The following is a 22,446-nucleotide window of genomic DNA, read 5'->3' on the forward strand; positions in this document are numbered from 1 at the left end:
CGGACCCCGGGATCCCGCCCGGCCGAGCCCCGCAGCGGCCCGGCGCCGGGAGACTCAGGCGACGGGCTGGAAGCGGATGTCGTGGCGGTCGGCGCCGGCGGCCGCGAAGCGCAGCAGGCGGAGGCCCTCCTCGGTCACGGCGGCCCGGTCCGGCCCGCCCAGGGGGTCGAAGAGCTTGACGACCAGCGTGGCCGTACCCGTCTTGTCGCGTTTGACGGCCCAGAGTCCGCGGACGAAGCCGTCCACGGTCAGCGCCGCCTCGACGATGGTGTGCCTGCGCCGTTCGTCGGACACCACGCGGGTCCGGTCGGCGTGGGCGAGCACGACGTTGTCGAGTGCGGCCAGGAACCGGACCGGCGCGGGGACGTCCGGTCCAGGACGCGGCGCGTCGGGCAGGTCGAACAGCTCTCCTCCCGCCTCGTCGCGGAAGACGCGCAGCCGCGGCCGGAGCGGTTCGACCACCTCGCGCAGCCGGGTCATCCCGCTCCACGCCTGGACGTCCTTGACCGACGCCGGGCCGAACGCCGCGAGGTAGCGCAGGATCAGCTCCCGCGCCGAAGGTTCGCCGACCGGCGGCCGGTCCAGCCACCGGTCGGCGAGCACGAAGGGGGTCGTGCCGCGCCGGCCCCAGGTGCCGTCGGGCGGCGGATGCACGATCGGCAGCAGGCCCTGCGCCGACCTTGCCAGCGCGACCGGATCGCGGCCCGGCCAGCGTTCGGCCAGCATCCTGCCGAGTTCGGGCCTGCTCACCGTGCCCCGGCCGAGGATCGCCCGCGTCGCGGCGGCCAGCTCGGCGAGGTCCAGCCCGGCGGTCGCCCCGCCGAAGGCGCCCCGCTGCCAGCGGGCCAGCATCGGCTGCAGCAGCGGTCGCATCCACAGGTAGTCGTCGGCGGTGACCAGGTGCTGGGTCCCCCGGTACAGCGTCGCCCGCACCACCTCGCGCCGGTGCAGCAGCCGGGTCAGGTCGTCGAGCCGGAAGGCGTCGACACGGTTCCACAACCCCACGTACGGCGGGTCGGGGTCCTGTGCCTGCAGACCGGCCAGATGCTCGATCACCTGGAGAGGGGAGGCGTCCGTCCGGCGCAGCAGGAGTTGCCGCGCCAGCGTCGCCCGGTTGAGGTCGCGGCGGTTCAGGGTTTCCACGGGTGCGGGGTGTTCCTCTCTACGGCCGGGCGGCCCGTTGCAGGCGTGCGGTCAGCGTGCGAAGGTGTTCGACCAGCTCGGGCGGCTCGCGGATGTCGAACTCGAAGCCGAACGCGGCCACCCACACCGCGAGATGGTCCAGGTTGTCCGAGCCGATGCGCAGGGTGCAGGTGCGGTCGTCGAGGGGTTCGACCACGCCGAGCGTGGGCGGCACCTCCTCGGCCACCTCCGCGGCGGAGGCGTGCATGGTGAGCACCGCACGGTAGCGGTGACCGTTCGAGGCCGTGCCGAAATGATCATCCGTGTCCCCGCCGGGCAGCGGTCTCGGGCCGAACCGGGGTCCGGCGGGGACACGCAACGACAGCCTGTCGACCCGGAATTTCCGCCAGTCCGCCGCGCCGGTGTCCCAGGCGAAGAGGTACCAGCGCCGCCCGTTCTGGACCAGCCGGTACGGCTCCACATCCCGTACGGAGGCGGAGCCGTCGTGTGAGACGTAGTCGAAGCGCAGCCGTCTGCGGTCGCGCACCGCCGAGGCGATCGCGGTCAGCGTCGGCGGATCGATCGTCGCGCCGGGCATCGGCATGATGACCATGGCCGAACTGAGCGTGTCGATCTGGTACCGCAGCCGCGAGGGCAGCACCTGGTCCAGCTTGACCAGCGCCCGCATCGAGGTCTCGGCGATGCCCGTGATCGCGCCACCGGCCGCCGTGCGCAGCCCGACCGCCACCGCGACCGCCTCCTCGTCGTCGAGCAGCAAGGGGGGCAGCGAGGCGCCGGCCCCCAGTTGGTAGCCGCCTCCGACACCGCCGATCGCGTTGATCGGGTAGCCCAGGGCGCGCAGCTTGTCGACGTCGCGGCGGACGGTTCGCGGGCTCACCTCGAGACGGTCGGCCAGCTCCGTCCCCGACCAGTCGCGGTGGACCTGGAGCAACGTGAGCAGGCGGAGCAGCCGGGCCGAGGTTTTCAGCACACGACGAGGATGGCATCGATAGCGGACATCCCCTGTCCGCTATCGGCGCCGCCCTCTATACGAGCCTGCCGAAGAACTCCCGCACGTCCTCGGCGAACGCGTCGGGCTTCTCCATGGCGAAGAAGTGCCCGCCGTCGTCCTTCTGCGACCAGTGCACGATGTTGTGGTCGCGTTCCGCGTAGGGCCGGATGCCGTACTCGTGCGACCCGGCGAGCAGCACGCCGGTGGGCACCGTACCGCGCGGCTTGGGCACCCAGGCCATCGGGTCGTTGACCTGCTCGTAGTAGATCTGCGCCGAGGAGCCCGCGGTGCCGGTCAGCCAGTAGAGGGTGACGTTGGTCAGGAACCGGTCCCGGTCGACGGGGGTCCCTGCCCACCGGTGGAAGATCTCGGCGATCCAGGCCAGTTGCCCGGCGGGCGAGTCGGTCAGGCCGAACGCGAGCGTCTGCGGCGACCGCGACTGGATGGGGACGTAGCCTGCGGTGGCCTCTTCCATCTCGGCCGAGCGCTGCCGTTCCGTCTCGGACAGCCGGGCGTCCTCCTCCTCGTCGCCCGCCGGGAACGACAGGATGCCGTTGAGGTGGACGCCGACGACGCGCTCGGGGGCGAGGCGGCCCATCTCCGGGGCGACGAACGCGCCGGTGTCGCCGCCCTGGACCCCGTACCGCTCGTAGCCGAGCACGGCCATGAGTTCGACGAGCGCCTCCGCCATGCGGGCGGCCGTCCAGCCGGCCCCGGCCAGCGGCGCCGAGAACGCGAACCCGGGAAGCGACGGGATCACCAGGTGGAACTCCTTGCGCAACGGCTCGACCACGTCGAGGAACTCGACGAACGAGCCGGGCCACCCGTGCAGGAGCAGCAGCGGCAGCGCTTCGGGGGCGTCCGAACGGATGTGCGCGAAGTGGATGGTCTGCCCGCCGAGGACGGTGGTGAACTGCGGCAGCTCGTTCAGCCTCCGCTCCTGGGCCCGCCAGTCGAAGCCCGTGCGCCAGTACTCGGCCAGCTCCCTGGCGTGCGCCACCGGCGTGCCCCTGCTCCAGTCGGCATCGGGCAGTTCGGCGGGCCAGCGCGTCCGGCCCAGGCGGTCTCGCAGGTCGTCGAGCTCGGCCTGCGGCACATCGATATGGAAGGGGACGATGGAGGTGTTCCGTGTCATGGAAGGGACCGTAGGAGCAATCGCGGTCAGGCGATGTCCGCCGGGGACGCCGGTGGGCCTTCGGTATGGTCAGCCGCCGAGGGCGTGTCCCGTCGTCACGTCGAGGTGGTCCGGGATCTCCTCGTGCCGGTCGCCGACGGTCAGCGTCCCGGCCGGTTCGAACATGAGGATCGCGGCGCCCGACGGCGCGGACGGCTTGTGCTCGACGCCCCGCGCCACGGTGAAGACCGCCCCGCGGGGGAGCACGACCTCGCGCTCCCCCGCGGGCTCGCGCAACGCGATGCGCAGTGTCCCGTCGAGGACGAGGAAGAACTCGTCGGTGTCCTCGTGGACGTGCCAGACGTGCTCCCCCTCGACCTTGGCCACGCGTACGTCGTAGTCGTTGACGCGGGTGACGACGCGGGGGCTCCACAGGGCGTCGAAGGAGGCCAGGGCGTGGGCGAGCGGGATGGGCTGGTTGCTCATGGGCTCATCCTGGGTCTCGCGGCGGGGACGGCGGAAGTGCTAGGAATCGCACATGACGCAAGGATCCTCGCACCCGGTTCCCCATCGGATCGTGGCGATCGTGGACGAGAGCTCCAACCCCTTCGAGCTGGGCTGCGCGACCGAGATCTTCGGCCTGCGCAGACCCGAGCTCGGCCGTGACCTGTACGACTTCGGGCTCTGCTCGCCGCAGCCGCACACCGTGATGCGGCAGGGGTTCTTCACCCTCACCGGCGTCGCCGGTCTGGAGGCGGCCGAGACGGCGGACACGGTGATCGTGCCCAACAGGCGCGACGTCCACGTGCCCCGCCCGCCGGCCCTGCTCGACGCCGTCCGGCGGGCGCACGCGCGCGGGGCCCGCCTGATCGGCTTCTGCAGCGGCGCCTTCACCCTGGCCGAGGCCGGGGTTCTCGACGGCCGCCGGGCCGCCACCCACTGGCAGCTGGCGGCCTCCTTCCTGGCTCGTTTCCCGTCCGTCCGGCTGGAGTCCGACGTGCTCTTCGTGGACGACGGCGACATCCTCACCTCGGCGGGCAGCGCGGCCGCGCTCGACCTCGGGCTGCACGTGGTCCGCCGCGACCACGGAGCCGAGATCGCCAACCTGGTGAGCCGGCGACTGGTCTTCGCGGGGCACCGGGACGGCGGGCAGCGGCAGTTCGTGGAACGACCGGTGCCCGACCCGCCGGACGAGTCTCTCGCCCCCGTCCTCGCCTGGGCGCAGGAGCAGCTTGACGCGCCGCTCACCGTGTCCGACCTCGCCGCCCGCGCCGCGGTCAGCCCGGCCACGTTGCACCGCCGCTTCCGTACGCAACTGGGCACGACGCCGCTGACCTGGCTCACCGGGGAACGGCTGGCCCTGGCCTGCCGGTTGATCGAACGGGGTGAATCCCGGCTGGACGTCGTCGCGCGGCGCAGCGGGCTGGGCACCGCGGCCAACCTCCGCGCGCTGATGCGGCGCGAGATCGGGATCACACCGTCGGCGTACCGGCACCGGTTCGGATCGGACCCGCGGGACAGACGGGGTTGACGCTTTTCCTTACGTCGGACGTCATCGAATCACGACAATCGGTTAATTTGTGGACACCTCAAAGGACAGGCCCTTACCATGCGAGTCGTCCGACCGGAATAGGGTGAGGAATTCTTCGGGTCGCTACGCGGAGAATTCTCTCTGTCGCGATTCTCCGTCATACCGGCGGAGGCGGCGGCCTTTCCGCGCCTGACATCGGTTCAGCGTGGCTTTTCGACGCCCGATCGGCGAAGCCCTGCCCCCGTGCCTGGGTCGCGCAGTACAAGTGCGCGGTCACTCGCATCGTCAACGCCGTCGTGCCTTGGAGACGCCCCGTGTCCCGTAAGAATGCTCCCGCTCCGAAGAGTGCCACGGCCGGCCGGCTGGGCGGGATCGACAGCTCGCCCGTCCGGGATCTGCTCGCCCTCATCGACCGGCCCGAGGTGATCTCCTTCGCCGGGGGGCTGCCCTCCCCCGAGCTCTTCGATCTGGACGGGCTGCGCGCCGCCTACGACCACGTCCTGTCCCCGGCCGGCGGCCGGCGCGCCCTGCAGTACTCCTCGACCGAGGGGGATCCCGCCCTCCGGGAGGCGCTGGCGCGGCGGTTGAGCGACCGCGGTCTCCCGACGTCGGCCGGCGACCTCCTGGTGACCACCGGCTCCCAGCAGGGCCTTTCCCTGGTGGCCATGGCGCTGCTCGACCCGGGCGACGTCGTCCTGGTCGAGGAGCCCACCTATCTGGCGGCGCTGCAGTGCTTCCGGCTGGCCGGCGCCAGGGTGATCCCGGTCCGCGGCGACGAGGACGGGCTCGACCCGGAGGCCCTGCGGGAGATCGTCGAGCGGGAGCGGCCGACGATGCTCTACCTGGTCCCGACCTTCGCCAACCCGACCGGGCGGACCCTGACGGGGCCGCGTCGCCGTGCGGTGGCCGAGCTCGCCGCCGCCCGGGGCTTCTGGATCCTTGAGGACGACCCCTACGGCGAGCTGCGCTACCGGGGTGAGCCGCTGCCGCCGCTGAGCTCCTACCCGGGCGGCGAGGGCAACTCGATCTACCTCGGCAGCTTCTCCAAGATCGGAGCCCCGGGGCTGCGTCTCGGCTGGCTGCGGGCCCCGGAGGCACTCCGGCGCGGCCTGACCGTCGCCAAGCAGGCGACCGATCTGCACACCTCCACCCTCGACCAGGCCGCGGCGGCCCGCTATCTGGCCGTGACCGATCTCGACGACCGGGTCCGCCTCCTTCGGGACGCCTACCTGCCCCGCCGCGACGCCATGCTGGACGGGCTCGCCGGGATCACCCCTGCCGGCACCACCTGGAGCACGCCCGACGGCGGCATGTGCGTCTGGGTCCGGCTGCCCGACGAGACGGACACCGCCCACCTGCTCCGGCGGGCGCTGCGCCACGATGTGGCGTTCGTGCCGGGAGCGCCGTTCTACTGCGCGGAACCGGACCGAGCGACGCTGCGGCTGTCCTTCTGCGCCTACCCCCCGGAGAAGATCACGGAGGGGATGCGCCGCCTCGGCGAGGCCCTGAGCGAGGTGCCGGCCCTGCGCGCCTGAACCGCGCCGCGGAACGGGAACCGCCCGGCCGGGGGGGAACTCCGGTGCGACGCCCCCGGCTTCGCCGCCGCGTCCCCCGGAGGGCGCGTCCCCGGAGGGCGCCGCGTCATCAGGCGTCGCGTCATCCGGAGGGCGTCGCGTCATCCGGACGCGGGTTCGCGCATCTTCCGGAAGAATCTCCGGATGTCCTCGACCAGCAGGTCCGGCTGCTCCATCGCCGCGAAGTGCCCGCCCCGGTCGTACTGCGTCCACTGCACGATGTTGTTCGTGCGGTCCGCGATGTGGCGCAGCGGGATGAAGTTGTCCCGCGGGAAGTCGGCCAGCGCGGTCGGCGTCGCCGACGGCTCGGGCGGGGCGCCCCAGTAGTCGGCGTGCGCGCGCTCGTAGTAGATGCGGGCGGAGGAGCCGGCCGTGCCGGTCAGCCAGTACAGCATCACGTTGGTGAGCATCTGGTCGCGTCCGACGGCGTCCTCCGGGCGGTCCCGGGAGTCGGTCCACTCCTTGAACTTCTCCGCGATCCACGCCAGCTGGCCCACCGGCGAGTCGGTCAGGCCGTACGCCAGCGTCTGCGGCCGGGTCGACTGGATGTCGGCGTACCCCTGCCGTTCCCGGGTCCACTCCCGCATGCGCCGCCAGGAGGCCAGCGTGCGCTCGCGTTCCTCCGGGCTCAGCGCGTCCAGTTCGTCCGCGCCGGGTTCGTGCGTCGCGGCCGAGTTCGGCAGCAGGTTCAGGTGGACGCCGATGACCCGGTCGGGACGCGTCCGGCCCATCTCCCTGGAGATGACCGCCCCCCAGTCGCCGCCCTGCACGCCGTACCGGTGGTGGCCGAGACGCTCCATCAGTTCGGTGAACGCGCCGGCCACCCGCCGGAACTCCCAGCCCGCCGACCTCGTCGGCCCGGACAGGCCGAACCCCGGGATGCTCGGCAGCACCAGGTGGAACGCGTCGGAGGGGTCACCGCCGTGCGCTCGCGGGGCGGTGAGAGGGCCGACGACCTTGGCGAACTCCACGATCGAGCCGGGCCAGCCGTGCGTCATGATCAACGGGGTCGCGTCCGGTTCCGGCGACCGGATGTGGGCGAAGTGGATGTTCGCGCCGTCGATCGTCGTGGTGAACTGCGGCCACCGGTTCAGCTCGGCCTCCGCGGCACGCCAGTCGTACTCGTGCCGCCAGTACCGCACGAGCTCTTCGAGGTAGTCGCGCGGGATGCCGTACGCCCAGCCCACCCCGGGAAGCTCGTCCGGCCAGCGGGTGCGGTCGAGACGGGCGTGCAGATCGTCCAGGTCAGCCTGGGGGATGTCGATGCGGAACGGGTGAATGTTCTCGCCGGCCATCGTGGTCATGACGGCGATGGTATGTCCGGCAAGATCCGCAGGCGGTGACCGCGCCCTGCGGTCGCTCCGCGCGGCGCGCCGGTGAGGGCCGGGGCGGCCGTCAGAGGACCCCGGCGCGCGCCGCGGCCAGCGCCCCGGCCGCGGCACGGTCCGCGGCGGCGTCGTCCAGGGGCTCGCCGGTGTTGAGGAAGGCGTAGTACAGGGGCGCGGAGACGGCGGCGATCACCCGCCGCGGATCGGTGCCGGGAGGCAGTTCGCCCCGTTCGACGGCGTCGGTGACGCAGCCGGCCCATTCGTCGATCCGCACGGCGTAGAAGCGGTGCAACGCCCGGGCGGCCTGGTCGTTGCAGAGCGAGGCGGCGATCAGCGCCCTGAACAGCCGCCCCTGGCGTGGATCCGTGAGCGTCCTGACGACCAGGCGGGCGTTGTCCCGGAGGTCGTGGTCGACGCTGCCGGTGCGCGCGCGGGGCAGGGAGCTTTCCGCCATGTCGTCGAGGAGGTCGGCGGCCAGCGCGCCGGGGGTGCCCCAGCGGCGGTAGACGGTGGTCTTCCCGACCTCCGCCACCCGGGCGATCTCGGCGAGGTCGAGGGCGTCGAAGCCCTTCTCGGCCAGGGTGTCGCCGGCGGCCCGGAGGACGGCTTCGCGGACGCGCGCGGTGCGTCCACCAGGGCGGACGGCACCGGGCTGAGGTGCGACGGCCATGACGTACTCCTTCTCCCCGGGACTCCGCCGGGAACTCTTATCGGAACCCGGGTTCCTTTATGGCGTCACCGGGTGCTACGGTTCTCCTATCTTAACGGAACCTTAGACCCGTTTGCTTTCCCTCTCCCCCGGCGCCGGCGCGCCGCACGCCGGAATGCTCGAAAGGAAGTCCGTCATGTCCATGACGAAGCCCGCGTCCCGGGCCGTGGCCGCGCACCAGGCGCCTCCACCACGGCTGACCGGCCGCCTGAAAATCGTCCTCGTGGTGCTGCTGGTCGCCCAGTTCATGCTGGCCGTCGACTTCTCCATCCTGAACGTGGCACTGCCCGCGATCGGCGACGACCTCGGCTTCACCCTGGCCAACCTGCAATGGGTCGGCACCGCCTTCGCCCTGTGCGCAGCCGGCTTCACCCTCTTCTTCGGCCGCATCGGCGACCTGATCGGCCGCAAACGCATCTTCCTCGCCAGCCTCGCACTCCTCGCCCTGGCCTCGCTCGCCGGCGGACTCGCCCCCACCCCCGACATCCTCATCATCGCCCGCGTCGCCCAAGGACTCGCCACCGCCGCCGCCACCCCCGCCGGACTCGCCCTCCTCACCACCTCCTTCCCCGAAGGCCCACTACGCCAAAAAGCCCTCGGCCTCAACGGCGCCCTCATGTCCGCCGGATTCACCACCGGCGCCATCCTCGGCGGCGTCCTCACCGACCTGCTCACCTGGCGCTGGGCCTTCTTCATCAACATCCCCGTCGCCCTCGCCGTACTCCTCACCGCCCCCACCGTCATCACCGAATCCCGCCCCACCCAACGCCCCAGAATCGACCTCCCCGGCGCAATCACCGCCACCCTCGCACTCCTCACCATCGTCTACGGCCTCACCCAAGCCGGCGAACACGGCTGGACCCACCCCCTCACCCTCACCCCCCTCACAGCCGGCGCAGCCCTACTGACCGCCTTCCACCACATCGAACGCAAAACCACCCAACCCCTCGTCCCCCTCCACATCCTCCGCAAGCCCACCATCGCCTGGGGCAACACCCTCGGACTCCTCGCCTTCGCCACCGAAACCTCCCTGGTGTACCTCCTCACCCTCTACATGCAGAAAACCCTCGGCTTCACAGCCCTCACCGCCGGACTCTCCTTCGCCATCCTCGGACTCGGCACCGCAACCGGCGGCATACTCGCCCCCAAGATCATCGCCCGCACCTCCACCACCACCACCCTGATCAGCGGCGGACTACTCCAAGCAGCCTTCACCACCACGCTGCTCCTCCTCAGCGACACCCCCGCCTCCATGGCACTACTCCTCCCCGCCACCTTCCTCGGCGGCATCGGCAACATGCTCGTCATCGTCGGCTTCATGGTCACCGCCACCACCGGCCTCCCCGACCACGAACAAGGACTGGCCACCGGCCTCGCCTCCATGTCCCAGCAGGTCGGCATCACCATGGGAACCCCCATCATGTCCGCGATCGTCACCGCCACCACCGCCGGCGCCACCACCGCCGGACCCATCCTGCACGGCGTCACCACCGCCATCGCCGCCAACGCCGCCCTCGTCCTACTCGGCGTCCTCATCGCCGCCGTCTTCCTCCGCGCACGACGTGACCGCGCGCACGCGTGACCGGCACGCCGCCGCCGTCAACCGGTGGAGCCGCACCCCCGCGCCGTCGTCGACCTCGACCGGGGCACGGCCGCCCCCCGGTGGCCCCGACGTGACCCGGACCGCACCCACCGCTCGCGGGGCCGCCGGGAACCCGGCGACCCCGTTCCGCCGCGGACGGCGCGGGCGCGCCGCTCTCAGTTGGCCGCGGTCCTCGGCAGGATCTGGACGGTGGCGGCCACGACGGCGCAGAGGCCCGCCAGGAGACTGAGACCGAGGGCGAAGGCGTGCGCGTACGGGCTCGGGACGGACTGGCCGGCGAGGGCGCCGTAGAAGACGGCCCCGATGACGGCCACGCCGATCGCGTTGCCGGCCTGCCCGGCGGTGTTGAGGACGCCGGAGGCGGCGGCGGCGTGCCTGGGGTCGGTGCCGGCCAGCACGAGCGCGGGCAGTGGCGCCATCACCAGCCCCATCCCCGCCCCGGCGACGAACAGGCCGGGGATGACCCAGGCGACGGTGTTCGAAGCGCCGAGGAGCGAGGTGGCGGCGAGGACGGCGTAGCCGGCGGCTGCCACCACCGTGCCCACGGTGATGACCTGCCGCCCGAGCCGCGCCGCGATCCGGCCCGACCAGGCCGCGAAGGCGAAGTAGCCGACCCCCAGCGGCAGGAAGACCAGCCCGGACTCCAGGGCGGAAAGGCCGCGACCGTCCTGCAGGTAGAGCGCCAGGATGAGGAAGAACGACGCGGTCGTCATGGAGTAGAGCAGGTTGGTGGCCATCCCTGCCGAGAACGCCCGCCGGCGGAACAGGCTCAGGTCGATCAGCGGCGAGCCGCCGCGCACGGCGAGCCGGTGCTGGTAGAGGACGAAGGCGGCGAGGAGCGGTACGGAGGCGGCCAGGCACAGCCAGGTCCATTCCGGCCAGCCCTGCTGCGGCCCCTGGATGAGGGGGAGCACGATGGCGACCAGGCCGAGCGAGACCAGCACGGTGCCGAGCAGGTCGAGCCGGGCGCCGGCGGCGCGTGATTCGGGGATCGAACGCCGGGTGAGGGCCAGGGCGACGACGCCGACCGGGATGTTGATCAGGAAGATGCTCCGCCAGCCCAGCCCCGCGACGTCCATCTTGATCAGCACGCCGCCGATGAGCTGTCCGAACACGCCGCCCAGGCCGAGGGCCATGCCGTAGGCGCTGAACGCCTTCGTGCGGCGTTCACCGGTGTAGACGGTGTTCATGATGGCGAGCACCTGGGGCATCAGCAGCGCCGCGCCCAGCCCCTGGACGACGCGCGCCCCGACCAGGATCGCGGCGCTGGGGGCCACGCCGCACGCCGCCGAGGCGACGGTGAACACGACCAGGCCGGTGGCGAACAGGCGACGCCGGCCGTACAGGTCGCCGAGCCGGCCGCCGGTGATGAGCCCCGCGGCCAGGGCGATCCCGAATCCGGCGACGATGAACTGGATCGCCGACGGGCTCGCGTGCAGGTCGTGCTGGAGGGCGGGAATCGCGACGTTGACGATGAAGAAGTCGAGAGTGGTGATGAAGGTGCCCGCGAGGAGCACGGGCAGCCCTCCTGACATGGTCACGGGGGCCGGGGCGACCGGCGCCGGGGCCTTGAGGGTTGTCATCGTTCGGTGTCCTGTTCCGGTGCGGATGGCCGCGGCCCGCCGGTGGAGCCCCCGCGGGCCGCGGCGGGGGTTCAGACCTGGGCGGGGATCTTGTCGAGGAAGCCGTGCACCCTGCCGATGCGGCCGTCGGCGGTGAGAACGGCGACGTCGAAGCCGACCACCAGCGCCTCACCGCCCGCCGGGCCCAGCTCCCAGGTGAAACGGGCGATGTCGTGATGGGCGTCCACCGGCCCGGCCAGCGAGAAGACGAAGCCGGGGAACTGCCCCTGCACCGCCGCGATCGTCGCGTCGATCGCGTCCCGGCCCTCGGCGACCGCCATCGGATCGGTGTACACCCCATCCTCGGCCCAGATCTCCCCGATCACCGCCCGACGGACGACCACGTCGGTCTCGTTCCAGGTGTCGAGATAACGAGCGACAAGCTGGTCCATGCTGTTCACAGGAAATTCCTCCGTGTCGTGTTCCTACTGGTCACGAAGGTACGGAGATCCGCAAGACGGGGAATCTGTCGCTCTTAGGCAATTCGTCCAGTAATGATCGACGTCCGATAGGTCATGTTTCGGGCATGCCGTACGGGCCGGGTGCGGGGATATCGGTCATCAGCGCTTTTCAGGACGGTGCCGGGCGGGCGGTGAGCATCCGGCGGCCGGCGAGCAGCAGGGCCGCGCCCGCCGTGACGCCGCACGCGCCCGCCACCGCGGCCACGGCCGGTCCGCCGTGGAGCAGCAGCGATCCGCCGGCCGCCGAGCCGCCCGCGATACCGGCGCCGACCAGGGTCACCAGCCAGGAGAACGCCTCGGTGACGGTGCCCTCCGGGGCGAGGTCGCCCACCATGCCGAAGGAGACCGAGAGCAGCGGCGCGAAGAAGACCCCGGTGAGGACGGCGACCACCGCCATGCCGATCGGCCCGGGCACGAGGGCGACCAGCCAATACGAGGCCGCCATGCCGGATGCCAGCAGCGTCGCCTTCAGCTCGGGCGCGGCCCGCCAGTGCCGGACCCCGTAGGTCCCGTAGCAGAGCGCCCCGGCGAGGGCGCCCGTGGCGGACAGGGCCAACAGGGTCCCGGCTCCGCCCGGGACGTGGTGGGAGTCGGCGTAGGCCACGCTGAAGACGTTGAACGACCCCACCGCCCAGCCCGCTCCGCACAGAGCCACGATGAGCAGCAGCAGGGCGGGGCTGCGCAGGGCGCCGAGCCAGTGCGGTGTCCGCGCGGCCGGTGTCCATGATCGCGAGGGCTTCGAGGTGCTCATCACGAGGGCGCCCACGAGGCCCAGGGCCGCCGACACCCACAGGGCCGTCCGGGGAGACCCGGCCGCCGCGATGCCGGTGACCGCCAGGGGGCCCGCGATGAAGAGGAGTTCCTGCGCGCCGGCGTCCAGGGAGTAGGCGGACTCCAGTTCGCGGGGCTCCACCAGTCGCGGCCACAGGGCGCGCAGGCACGGTTCGAGGGGCGGCGTCGCGGCTCCGGCGACAACCGCTCCGAGCAGGGCGTGGGCGGTGCTGTGCGGCGCCAGCGCCAGCACCGTGTACCCGCCCGCGGCGACGATCGCCGAGACGGTGAGGACCCTCGGTTGCCCGAGCCGGTCCACGCAGCGTCCCAGCAGCGGCCCGGCGACGGCCTGCGCCACGGCGAAGGTCCCGGTGACCAGGCCCACGATCGCGTAGTCGGCGCCCGCCTGGCGGAGGGTCAGCGCGATGGCCAGGGCGGCCATGGCGGCGGGCAGGCGGCCGACCAGGGAGGCGCCCAGCAGCCGGCCGACATAGGGACGGCGCAGGACAACGGTGTACGACATGGGGATCCTCGCGACGGGGTGGATGGGGGCCGCCGTCCGGCGGCGGTGTCGGCGCCGGGCGCCGTCATCCGGTCTGCAGGACGGACAGGTGGCCTGCCCGGCCGAGGACCAGATGCTTGGCGAGATAGCACGGCGCGCCGTTCAGCGCGGCCGTCTGCGTCATGATCAGGACCGGCTCGTTCGCCGGGGTTCCGAGGAGCGCCGCGCGTGACTCGCCCGGTACGCCCGGCGTGATCCGGACGGCTCCCGGGCCGAGCCGCGGCCCGTACCGCGCCAGGAGGATCGACAGCAGGCTGCCGCCGCCGGGTGCCCGCATGGCCGCGGCGATCGCGTCGCCGTGCTCGGCGCCGATCGCCCCGGCGGCGGGGAAGTGCTCCTGGCTGAGCGCGACCACCTCGCCGTCGCGTGACAGGACGGTCTCGAAGAACCAGGTCGAATCGCTCGCCCGCATGCCGAGTCCCTCGCTGACGAAGGTGGCCGGAGGATGCTGGAGTGTCACCTCGCTGCGGCGGAGCGCGACCGGGGACGTCGCCGTGCTCAGCAGTTCCTCAAGGGGCCTGATGCGTTCGAGCCCTCGCTGCGGGAGGGTGTCGGCCACGAAGCGCCCGACCCCGCGCCGGGAGAACAGGAAACCGTCCTCGTCCAGCAGCATCAGGGCCTCCCGGACGACGGTGCGGCTGACCCCCATGAGCTGCCCGAGCTCCGTCTCCGTCGGGATCATGGACCCGGGCGGCAGCGCCCCGGAGCGGATGGCGTCGAGGATGCGGCTGTGGACCCACACCCGCAGCGGGACACCGGGGTCCCGCGGGATCTCCTGGGCCGGAAAGGAGCGGCGGTCGATCACGTGGCATCGTCTTCCGTGAGTTGTTATACAAGCTCATCATACAAGCGCCCACAAACTGACCAAATGGCGAATCCGGTCACACCGTGGACATGAACAGCACGCGCCACGCGCGCTCGTCGTCGAAGCCGGTCGGCTGAGGGAAGCCGGCATCGCCGCGGCGTGACGGCCACGTCGCCCGCCTCGCGGAGGACCCCGGCCACGTGCCGCCCCGCCGGCTGAGCCCCTTCATGCCTGGCGCACCCGTTCGGCGGCACGCCGAAGTCGGAGGGATCCCGGAGCGGCGGGTCCTACGGCTGCGCGTCACCCCGTTCCACGAAGGCGCCCCGCCGCCGACCGCCCCCTGGCCCCGGTGAGGCGGGCGTCAGGTCCGCCAGTGCCGTCCTGATCTCCGGGCAGCCGGCCAGCGCCCGGCGTACGACGGGATCGGTGACCGTGAGCGACGCGAGGTGCCGTACGGCGTGCGCGGCGACGTCGGCGACGCGCACCCGCGGTGGCGCAGGCTCGGCCGGCTTCACGCCCCTGGCGATCTCCAGCGTGGCCAGCCGGATCCCCGGAAGCCGGGGGGCCGGATCGGGACAGACGGCGTAGGTCAGCACGATCCGGCCTTCGGGCAGGTAGCGCCAGCTCGTGGAGTGCACAACGGTGGCCGCCGCGTCCGCGTCGACGCCGCAGGCGCGGCGCGCGGCCTGGTCCGGTGTCTCACCCGGCACCGGAACGGTGACCGTCCGCCGGTAGGACCAGCCGCCGGCATCCGCCCGCAGCATCAGCGTCTCGACCGACACCGGCAGCAGCCCGGCGACCGGTGCGTCCGCGTTTCTCCCCGTCATCGCCGCCATCTTATTGCGACTCAGTTGCAGAAGCAGCGGCGTCGCAGAGGGACCTATTGCCGTGGAGAGCCATCCGTGTGTCGCTGGAGGGGGACATGAGAGGGAGGCGGACCGTCATGCCGGATCGGCCCGGATTGCTGGTGTTGATGGGATCGGGTGAGACGAGCCCGACCATGGTCGAGATCCATCGTTCCGTCGTGCGGGAGCTGGGCCCCGCGCCCAGGGCCGTGCTGCTCGACACCCCCTACGCCTTCCAGGAGAACGCCGCCGACATCTCCGCGCGCGCCTGCGGCTACTTCGCCCGCAGCGTCGGCCTGCGCGTCGAAGTCGGCACGGAGGTGGACGAGGCCGACTGGGTGTTCTCCGGGCCGGGCAGCCCGACCTTCGCGCTGGACCGGTGGACGGAGTCCCCGACGGCGGGCGGCCTGCGGGCGCGCGTCCGGCGCGGGCGGGGCGTGACCGTGCTCGCCTCCGCCGCCGCCTGCACGGCCGGCCTGGCCACGGTGCCGGTGTACGAGATCTACAAGGTGGGCGCGGAACCACACTGGCGGGACGGGCTGGACCTGCTGGCGGCACTCGGCCTGCGGGTGGCGGTGATCCCGCACTACGACAACGCCGAGGGCGGCACGCACGACACCCGCTACTGCTACCTCGGCGAACGAAGGCTCGCCCGGATGGAACGCGAACTTCCGCCGGGCGCGGCCGTACTCGGCATCGACGAGCACACCGCCGTCCTCATCGACCTGCGGACAGAGCGGGTCACGGTCGCCGGCCGGGGCGGGCTGACCGTCCGGCTCGGGGGCGGGGGCACGACGCTGCCCGCGGGCACGGGCACGGACCTCGCGGAGATCCGGCGTCTCGCCCGGGGCGGCACGCCCGCTCCCGCGCCACCCGCGGCGGCGACGGCGGCGCGGACCGGCCAGGCCACGCTGGAGGAGACGGTCCGCTCCCGCGAGCACGACCTGCGCGCGGCCCTGGCGGCACACGACACCGGCGCAGCCCTTCAGGCCGTCCTGGATTTGGAGGAGGAGATCGCCGCCTGGGCCGCCGACACCGAGGAGGACGCCGGCGGCGTACGGGAGGCGCGGCGGGCACTGCGCTCGCTCATCGTCACCCTGGGCCGGCTGGCCGACCCGCGGGAGCCGCGCGACCGGGTGGCCGCGCCGGTCCGCCCGCTGGTGGCGCTGCGCGACGAACTGCGGCGGGCACACCGGTACGACCTGGCGGACGCGCTCCGCGTGGCACTCCTGCACGGCGGAGTGCTCGTCGAGGACACCCCGGACGGCCCGCGCTGGGATCTCACGCCCCCACCGTGAACCCGGCGACCAGCTCCCCGGCCCCGGCACGCCCCGGCGCGGCCCGGCACGCGCGGCAGAGCCCGGCGCAGCGCAGCCCGGCATGCGCGGCGGCGTCCTCGGCGCTGACCCGTGCGCGCGCGGGCCCACCTGGCGGGCGAGCCGCACCACCTGCCACGGCGAGACGACCCCCTCTGCCACGAAACCGGATGTCAAGCCTTGACGCCGTCATGACGGCAGGCTATACATCCAGGAAATATCCTATAGGATCGATGATCCTTCCGAGAGGGCGCGGGCATGCATCAAGGACCCCTGATTCGGCTCGGCGGACTGGCTGCCGCTCTGGTGCTCGCCGCCACCGCCACCGCCGGTTGCGCGAGGAAGAGCGACGACACGGCGACGGCCGGCACCACCCGGACGCCCGCCGAGGTCAAGATCGCCCTGGTCTCGGGCGGGGCACACCCCTACTTCCAACCCTGGAAGACCGAGGCCGCCAAGGTGCGGACCGACCTGGGCGTCGGCGACGTCACGTTCAACGAGACCGCCGCCTGGGACCAGACCAAGCAGAACGACGTGCTGAAGTCCCTCGCCGCGCAGGGCTACAACGCCTTCGGCGTCTTCGGCGTCTCCCCCGAGAACGTCAACGCCACCTTCGACGACCTCAAGCGGCAGGGATTCCCGGTCGCCTCGCTCGGATCCTGCCCGGCCGGCGACGTCGACAAGGCGGACTTCTGCCTCTCCACCGACGTCGGACTGGCCGCGTACAAGGCGGCGCAGGCCGCGATCCAGGCCATGGGCGGCCGGGGGAACCTCGTGCACCTGACCGGCAACAAGGTGGACTCCAACACCCAGCGTCGCATCGCGGGCGTGCAGAAGGCGGTCGACGAGACCGGCGGGAAGGTCAAGCTCCTGCAGACCGTGACCGATGTGGACAAGGACCTGCAGACGGCACAGAAGGCCGTCGCCGACCTCCTCGCCGCGAAGGGCGACCGGATCCAGGGCATCGTCAACACCGCCTACAACCCCGCGGTCGCCGCCGCGGAGGGCGTCAAGCAGTCCAAGCTGCCCATCAAGGTCGTCGCGATCGACGACGACAAGGCCATCCTCGCCGACATCAAGGACGGATCGGTCGCCGCGACCGTGCTGCAGAACCCGGTCGGCCAGGCGTCCGTCGGCTCGTACGCGCTGACGAAGCTCGCGGGCGGCTGCGCGATGACGACGCCGGGCGTGGTCGTCGACTCCGGATCCTTCGTCGTCACCGCGGACGACATCGGCGCCTACGACACGGACCGGCAGGCGAAGACGGACGAGCTGAGGAAGGCGTTCGACACCCGGTACCTGACCTGCAAGTAGTCCAGCACGCCCAGGAGGAGCCTCCCCTTGCCCGCGATCACCCACGCAGAGGCGTATCTCGTCGACCTGGAGGTCGAGACCGTACGCACGGACGCCGTCCAGTCATTCGTCAAGCAGGAGACCGTCTTCGTCGAGATCCAGACCGGCGACGGCGGTACCGGCACCGGCTACTCGTACACGATCGGCACCGGTGGTTCGGCCGTGCTCGCCCTGCTGCGCGACTACCTGCTGCCGAGGCTGGTGGGCGCGGACGCCCGCCGGGTGGAGGCCGTGTGGTACGACCTGTTCGCCGCGACCCGGGCGACCACGGTCGGTGCGATCACCTCGCTCGCCCTCGCCGCGGTGGACACGGCCCTGTGGGACCTGCGGTGCCGCGACGCGGGCCGGCCGCTGTGGCTGCTCGCCGGGGGCGCGAAGGACCGCATCCCGCTGTACGACACCGAGGGCGGCTGGCTGCACCTCACCACCGAGGAACTGATCACCGGCGCGAAGGCCAGCCAGGCCGCGGGCTGGCCGGGGGTCAAGCTCAAGATCGGCCGCTCTCCGGTGGAGGACGCGGAACGGCTGGCCGCCGTCCGCGCGGCCGTCGGGCCGGACTTCGACCTGATGCTCGACGCCAACCAGTCGCTCACCGCCGCCGAGGCCGTCAGGCGGGCCCGGCTCCTCGAACCGTCCGACCCCTACTGGCTGGAGGAGCCGCTGCCGGGAGACGACGTCGCCGGGCACCAGGCGCTGGCCTCGGCCGCCTCGATCCCCGTCGCGGTCGGCGAGTCGCTCTACTCCGTGGCGCAGTTCCGCGAATACCTGCACCGGCAGGCGGCCGGCATCGTGCAGGTGGACGTGGCGCGGATCGGCGGCATCACGCCGTGGCTCAAGGTCGCGCACCTGGCCGAGGCGTACAACGTACCGGTCTGCCCGCACTTCCTCATGGAGTTGCACGTCAGCCTCTGCTGCGCGGTGCCGAACAGCCGCTACCTGGAGCACATCCCGCAGCTCCGGGCGATCACCCGGCGGGAGATCGAGGTGGTGGACGGGCACGCCCTGCCGCCGTCGTCCCCCGGGCTCGGCATCGAGTGGGACCGCGACGCGATCGACGACCGGAGAGTCCGGTGAGCACCACCGCCACGCCGTCGAGGACTCCCGCGGCGGGCCCGCCGGAGCCGCGCAGGCCGTCGAGGATGCCGCTGTGGGCGAACCCGCGGCTCGGGCTGCTGATCCTGCTGGTCGCGCTCATCGCGCTGTTCACCGCGCTGAGGCCGGCGTTCATGGACGTCACGCTCACGCTCGTGCCGCTGCAGTCGGATGTCAGCGTGTACGCGGTGGTCGGCCTCGCCCAGCTCGCCGTGCTCTCCCTGGGGCACATGAACATGGCCGTCGGCCGGATGGCGGCGATGAGCGCGTTCGCCATGGGGCTCGCCTACGACCGGCTCGGCGTGTCACTGGTGACCGGCCTGCTGATCGGGCTGCTCGTGGGCACGCTGCTCGGCGCGCTCGCCGGACTGGTCATCTCGCGCACCGGCGTCAACTCGTTCGTGGTCACGCTGGCGATGGACTTCGCCCTGGTGGGACTCATCACGATCCTGTACACCAGGTTCACCGACGGCGTCGCCTTCGGCGGTCTGCCCGCCGGCATGGACGCGCTGCGCAACGACACGTTCGCCGACTACTGCACGGGCGACGTGTGCGGCCCCGAGATATCCCTCGTCGTGCCGCTCGCCCTGGTCGCAGTGCTGGCCGTGGGAGTGCTGTTCCGCTTCAGCCGGCTGGGCCGGGAGATCCTGATGACCGGCGCGAACGGCAGGGCGGCCGAACTGTCCGGCATCCCGGTCCGCAGCCGGGTGGTGCAGGCGCATGCGCTCAGCGGGCTGCTCGCCGGGTTCGCCGGATTCCTGCTCGCCGCGAACAACGGCGCGTTCTCGGCGAGCATCGGCGACGCGTTCCTGCTGCCGTCGTTCCTCGGCCCGGTGCTCGGCGGCACGTTGCTGGCCGGCGGCGCCGTCAGCGTGCTCGGCACGGTGCTCGGCGCGGGACTCACCCAGGTCATCTACAAGGGGCTGAACCTGCTGCAGTTCCAGCTCGACCAGCTCAACCTGTACATCGGGCTGGTGCTGCTGGCCGCGCTGTCGCTCGACCGGGTCCGCCACGTCGTCGCTGACCGGAAGGGAGCACGGGTATGAGCACCGGCACCACGACGGCCGGCCGTACCGGCTCCGGCGGGAGGTTCGGGCGCGTCACCGTCCGGCCGGAGTTCACCCTCGCCGTGCTCGCCGTCGCCGGTTTCGTCGCGCTGGCCGTCGCGACGGATGGCAACCTGCTCACGCGCGGCACGCTGGACGCGTTCTTCCGCTTCCTCGCCGTCCCGATCGTCATCGGGCTCGCCCAGATGGTGGTGCTGGCCATCGGCCAGATGAACCTGTCGGTCGGCACGCTCACGGGCCTGTGCGCCATGGTCGCGGCGTGGCTCATGCTCGAAGCCGGCCTGCCCGCCCCGCTGGCCGTGCTGGCCGCGCTCGGGGTCGGCCTCGCCGCCGGCCTCGTCAACGGGCTTCTCGTCGTGATCACCCGGATCAACGGCTTCGTCGTGACCCTCGCCACCATGACCATCATCGAAGGTCTGCGGTACGGGGTGAACGGCCCGGACACGTTCCAGGGGTACTCGCAGGGGTTGCGCGACCTCGGCACCGCCTCGGTGCTCGGGCTGCCGGTCGTGTTCGTCTTCGCGCTGGCGGTGGCCGCGCTGGTGGCGCTGTTCTTCGGCCGCACGGTCGCCGGGCGGCAGTTGCTCGCGACCGGGGGCAGCCCGTTCGCCGCGCGTCTGTCCGGCGTCTCCAACGACCGGTCGATCGTCATCGCGCACGGGCTCAGCGGCCTGCTCGCCGGGGTCGCCGCCGTCATCACGGTCGCCGCCTCCGGCTCGGTCAACTCCAGCATCGGCGACGACCTGATGCTGCCGAGCTTCGCCGCGCCGATCATCGGCGGCGTGGCGCTCACCGGCGGCGTGGTCAGCGTCGCCGGCACCTGCCTCGCGGCGTTCCTGGTCCGGCTGGTGGACGTCATGCAGGCGCAGTTCGACATCAATCCGCGCTGGATCGACCTGATCGTCGGTGCGGTCGTCCTCGGTGCGGTGCTGCTCGGCACCGTACGGCAGAAGCTGTCGAAGGGGTCGCCATGACACTCGTCGCCGAGAACCTGGTGAAGACGTTCCCGGGGGTTCGCGCGCTGGACGGCGCCACCCTGCGACTCGCCGCGGGCAGCGTGCACGCCCTCCTGGGCGAGAACGGCGCGGGCAAGAGCACCCTCATCAAGATCCTCACCGGTGTGCACCGGCCGGACGGCGGGAAGATCGTGCTCGGCGGCGCCGAACTGCACCTGAACGGGCCGCTCGACGCCCAGCACGCCGGCATCGGCGTGGTCCACCAGGAACGCAACCTGATCCCCGGATTCTCCATCGCGGAGAACATCGTGCTGCACCACCTGCCGCGGCGCTTCGGGCTGGTCGACCGGGCGCGGATGCGCGCCGAGGCCCGCCGCTGCCTCGGCCTGCTCGACCTGGACCTCGACCCGGACACCCCGGTCTCCCGGCTGTCCGTGGCGCAGGCGCAGCTCGTCGAGATCGCCAAGGCGCTGAGCGTGGACAGCAAGGTGCTGCTGCTCGACGAGCCGACCGCGTCGCTCACCGGAGACGAGGCCGACCGGCTCTACGGCATCGTGCGCAGGCTGCGCGACGACGGCCAGGCCGTCGTGCTGGTGAGCCACAAGCTGGAGGAGGTGTTCGCGGTCGCGGACACGGTCACCGTGCTGCGTGACGGGCGCAGCGTGGCCGAGGCCAGGCCGCTCGCCGGCTACACGCAGGACCAGGTCGTCGATCTCATGGTCGGGCGGGCGTACTCCTCGGTCCGCCTCGCCGACCGGCATGTGGACCTGCGGGCGGCACCGGCCCTGCGGCTCGACGGGGTGAGCACGGCACGGGGCCACCGCGACATCTCCCTGTCGGTACGCCCCGGGGAGATCCTCGGGCTGTACGGCCTGGTCGGGGCCGGGCGCAGCGAGCTGGCCAAGGCGCTGCTCGGGCTCGACCGGATCACGGCGGGAACGGTGGAGGTGCGGGGCCGCCCGGTGCGCATCCGCGATGTCGGTGACGCGCTGCGCCGCCACCGCATCGGCTACGTGACCGAGAACCGCAAGGAGGAGGGCCTCTTCCTCGACCAGCCGATCACCCGCAACGTGGGCGTCACCGTGTGGCGGCGCATGGCCAGGGCCGGGCTGGTGACCGATCGGGCGGAACGCCGCCTGGTGGCCGGGTACACCGACCGCCTGGGCATCCGGATCTCCTCGCCGTCCCAGCTCGCGGGCCTGCTCTCCGGCGGCAACCAGCAGAAGGTCAGCCTCGCGAAGTGGCTCGCCGCCGACTGCGAGATCCTGATCGTGGACGAACCGACGGTCGGCATCGACGTGCGCACCAAGGCGGCGTTCCACGAGCTGATCGCCGAGCTGGCGGGTACCGGGCTGGCGCTGCTGCTGATCTCGTCCGACCTGCCGGAGATCGTCACCCTCGCCGACCGGATCGCGGTGATGAACGACTTCACCCTGCGCGGCGAACTGGTCAACGACCATGACTACGCCCGGATGAGCCAGGCGATCATCCGGTTGATCCACATGGGGTCCCGGCCGGCGGGTGACGAGACGGCGTGAGCCGTCGGGCGGGCCGCTCGGCGCCGGCCGTACGTGCCGGGTGAACGCCCAGCCGCGAGGGGGCG

20 protein-coding genes are annotated in these 22,446 nt (G+C 72.2%); 9 read left to right on the forward strand and 11 right to left on the reverse strand.

Annotated features, from left to right (window positions below; genetic code table 11):
• Positions 1-54: 54 nt before the first annotated feature.
• From QSK26_RS33550 to QSK26_RS33565, 4 genes are all read right to left on the reverse strand, one after another.
• Positions 55-1,143: a winged helix DNA-binding domain-containing protein gene (locus tag QSK26_RS33550; protein WP_285779335.1), complete on the reverse strand. Its 1,089-nt coding sequence runs from the start codon at positions 1,141-1,143 to the stop codon at positions 55-57.
• A 19-nt stretch (positions 1,144-1,162) separates the two neighbouring features.
• The gene (locus QSK26_RS33555; protein WP_285779336.1) at positions 1,163-2,113 is read right to left on the reverse strand and encodes a helix-turn-helix transcriptional regulator; all 951 of its coding nucleotides are present in this window, start codon (positions 2,111-2,113) and stop codon (positions 1,163-1,165) included.
• Between the two features lie 55 nt (positions 2,114-2,168).
• Positions 2,169-3,269, reverse strand: coding sequence for an epoxide hydrolase family protein (locus tag QSK26_RS33560; protein WP_285779337.1), 1,101 nt, complete (start codon positions 3,267-3,269; stop codon positions 2,169-2,171).
• Positions 3,270-3,338: 69 nt separating this feature from the next.
• Entirely contained in the window at positions 3,339-3,734 is a 396-nt protein-coding gene (locus QSK26_RS33565) for a cupin domain-containing protein (protein ID WP_285779338.1), read from the reverse strand.
• A gap of 52 nt (positions 3,735-3,786) precedes the next feature.
• Here QSK26_RS33565 and QSK26_RS33570 point away from each other — a divergent pair, with 52 nt between their 5' ends.
• Both QSK26_RS33570 and QSK26_RS33575 read left to right on the forward strand, forming a co-directional pair.
• Entirely contained in the window at positions 3,787-4,779 is a 993-nt protein-coding gene (locus QSK26_RS33570) for a helix-turn-helix domain-containing protein (protein ID WP_285779339.1), read from the forward strand.
• A gap of 314 nt (positions 4,780-5,093) precedes the next feature.
• Positions 5,094-6,314 (forward strand): aminotransferase-like domain-containing protein, encoded by a 1,221-nt coding sequence (locus QSK26_RS33575; protein WP_285779340.1) that lies wholly within the window; start codon positions 5,094-5,096, stop codon positions 6,312-6,314.
• Between the two features lie 140 nt (positions 6,315-6,454).
• On the opposite strand, the gene QSK26_RS33580 is transcribed toward QSK26_RS33575, so the two are convergent.
• Positions 6,455-7,657 (reverse strand): epoxide hydrolase family protein, encoded by a 1,203-nt coding sequence (locus QSK26_RS33580; protein WP_352244447.1) that lies wholly within the window; start codon positions 7,655-7,657, stop codon positions 6,455-6,457.
• A 91-nt stretch (positions 7,658-7,748) separates the two neighbouring features.
• Positions 7,749-8,351 (reverse strand): TetR/AcrR family transcriptional regulator, encoded by a 603-nt coding sequence (locus QSK26_RS33585; protein ID WP_285779341.1) that lies wholly within the window; start codon positions 8,349-8,351, stop codon positions 7,749-7,751.
• Between the two features lie 175 nt (positions 8,352-8,526).
• On the opposite strand from QSK26_RS33585, the gene QSK26_RS33590 reads away from it, so the two are divergent.
• Complete coding sequence (locus QSK26_RS33590; protein WP_285779342.1) at positions 8,527-9,972, forward strand: MFS transporter; 1,446 nt, start codon at positions 8,527-8,529, stop codon at positions 9,970-9,972.
• Between the two features lie 176 nt (positions 9,973-10,148).
• Here the strand turns inward: QSK26_RS33590 and QSK26_RS33595 are convergent, their stop codons facing one another.
• From QSK26_RS33595 to QSK26_RS33615, 5 genes are all read right to left on the reverse strand, one after another.
• A complete protein-coding gene (locus QSK26_RS33595) occupies positions 10,149-11,576 on the reverse strand; it encodes an MFS transporter (protein ID WP_285779343.1) in 1,428 nt (475 codons plus the stop codon).
• Between the two features lie 71 nt (positions 11,577-11,647).
• Entirely contained in the window at positions 11,648-12,007 is a 360-nt protein-coding gene (locus tag QSK26_RS33600) for a nuclear transport factor 2 family protein (protein ID WP_285779411.1), read from the reverse strand.
• Between the two features lie 178 nt (positions 12,008-12,185).
• Positions 12,186-13,370, reverse strand: coding sequence for an MFS transporter (locus QSK26_RS33605; protein WP_285779344.1), 1,185 nt, complete (start codon positions 13,368-13,370; stop codon positions 12,186-12,188).
• Between the two features lie 64 nt (positions 13,371-13,434).
• Positions 13,435-14,214: a GntR family transcriptional regulator gene (locus QSK26_RS33610; protein WP_285779345.1), complete on the reverse strand. Its 780-nt coding sequence runs from the start codon at positions 14,212-14,214 to the stop codon at positions 13,435-13,437.
• A 287-nt stretch (positions 14,215-14,501) separates the two neighbouring features.
• The gene (locus tag QSK26_RS33615; RefSeq protein ID WP_285779346.1) at positions 14,502-15,041 is read right to left on the reverse strand and encodes a hypothetical protein; all 540 of its coding nucleotides are present in this window, start codon (positions 15,039-15,041) and stop codon (positions 14,502-14,504) included.
• A 116-nt stretch (positions 15,042-15,157) separates the two neighbouring features.
• Here QSK26_RS33615 and QSK26_RS33620 point away from each other — a divergent pair, with 116 nt between their 5' ends.
• The 6 genes from QSK26_RS33620 (at position 15,158) to QSK26_RS33645 (ending at position 22,381) form a co-directional block, all read left to right on the forward strand.
• A complete protein-coding gene (locus QSK26_RS33620) occupies positions 15,158-16,357 on the forward strand; it encodes a cysteine--tRNA ligase (protein WP_285779347.1) in 1,200 nt (399 codons plus the stop codon).
• Between the two features lie 276 nt (positions 16,358-16,633).
• Positions 16,634-17,689: a sugar ABC transporter substrate-binding protein gene (locus QSK26_RS33625; RefSeq protein ID WP_285779348.1), complete on the forward strand. Its 1,056-nt coding sequence runs from the start codon at positions 16,634-16,636 to the stop codon at positions 17,687-17,689.
• 27 nt (positions 17,690-17,716) lie between these two features.
• Positions 17,717-18,802 (forward strand): mandelate racemase/muconate lactonizing enzyme family protein, encoded by a 1,086-nt coding sequence (locus QSK26_RS33630; RefSeq protein ID WP_285779349.1) that lies wholly within the window; start codon positions 17,717-17,719, stop codon positions 18,800-18,802.
• Entirely contained in the window at positions 18,799-19,866 is a 1,068-nt protein-coding gene (locus QSK26_RS33635) for an ABC transporter permease (RefSeq protein ID WP_285779350.1), read from the forward strand. Before QSK26_RS33630 ends, QSK26_RS33635 begins: the two co-directional genes overlap by 4 nt.
• Entirely contained in the window at positions 19,863-20,861 is a 999-nt protein-coding gene (locus QSK26_RS33640; protein WP_285779351.1) for an ABC transporter permease, read from the forward strand. The genes QSK26_RS33635 and QSK26_RS33640 overlap by 4 nt, the downstream gene beginning before the upstream one ends.
• A complete protein-coding gene (locus QSK26_RS33645) occupies positions 20,858-22,381 on the forward strand; it encodes a sugar ABC transporter ATP-binding protein (RefSeq protein WP_285779352.1) in 1,524 nt (507 codons plus the stop codon). Before QSK26_RS33640 ends, QSK26_RS33645 begins: the two co-directional genes overlap by 4 nt.
• Positions 22,382-22,446 lie beyond the last annotated feature (65 nt).

It is taken from the genome of Microtetraspora sp. NBRC 13810, assembly GCF_030268685.1.
Lineage (GTDB): Bacteria > Actinomycetota > Actinomycetes > Streptosporangiales > Streptosporangiaceae > BSRQ01.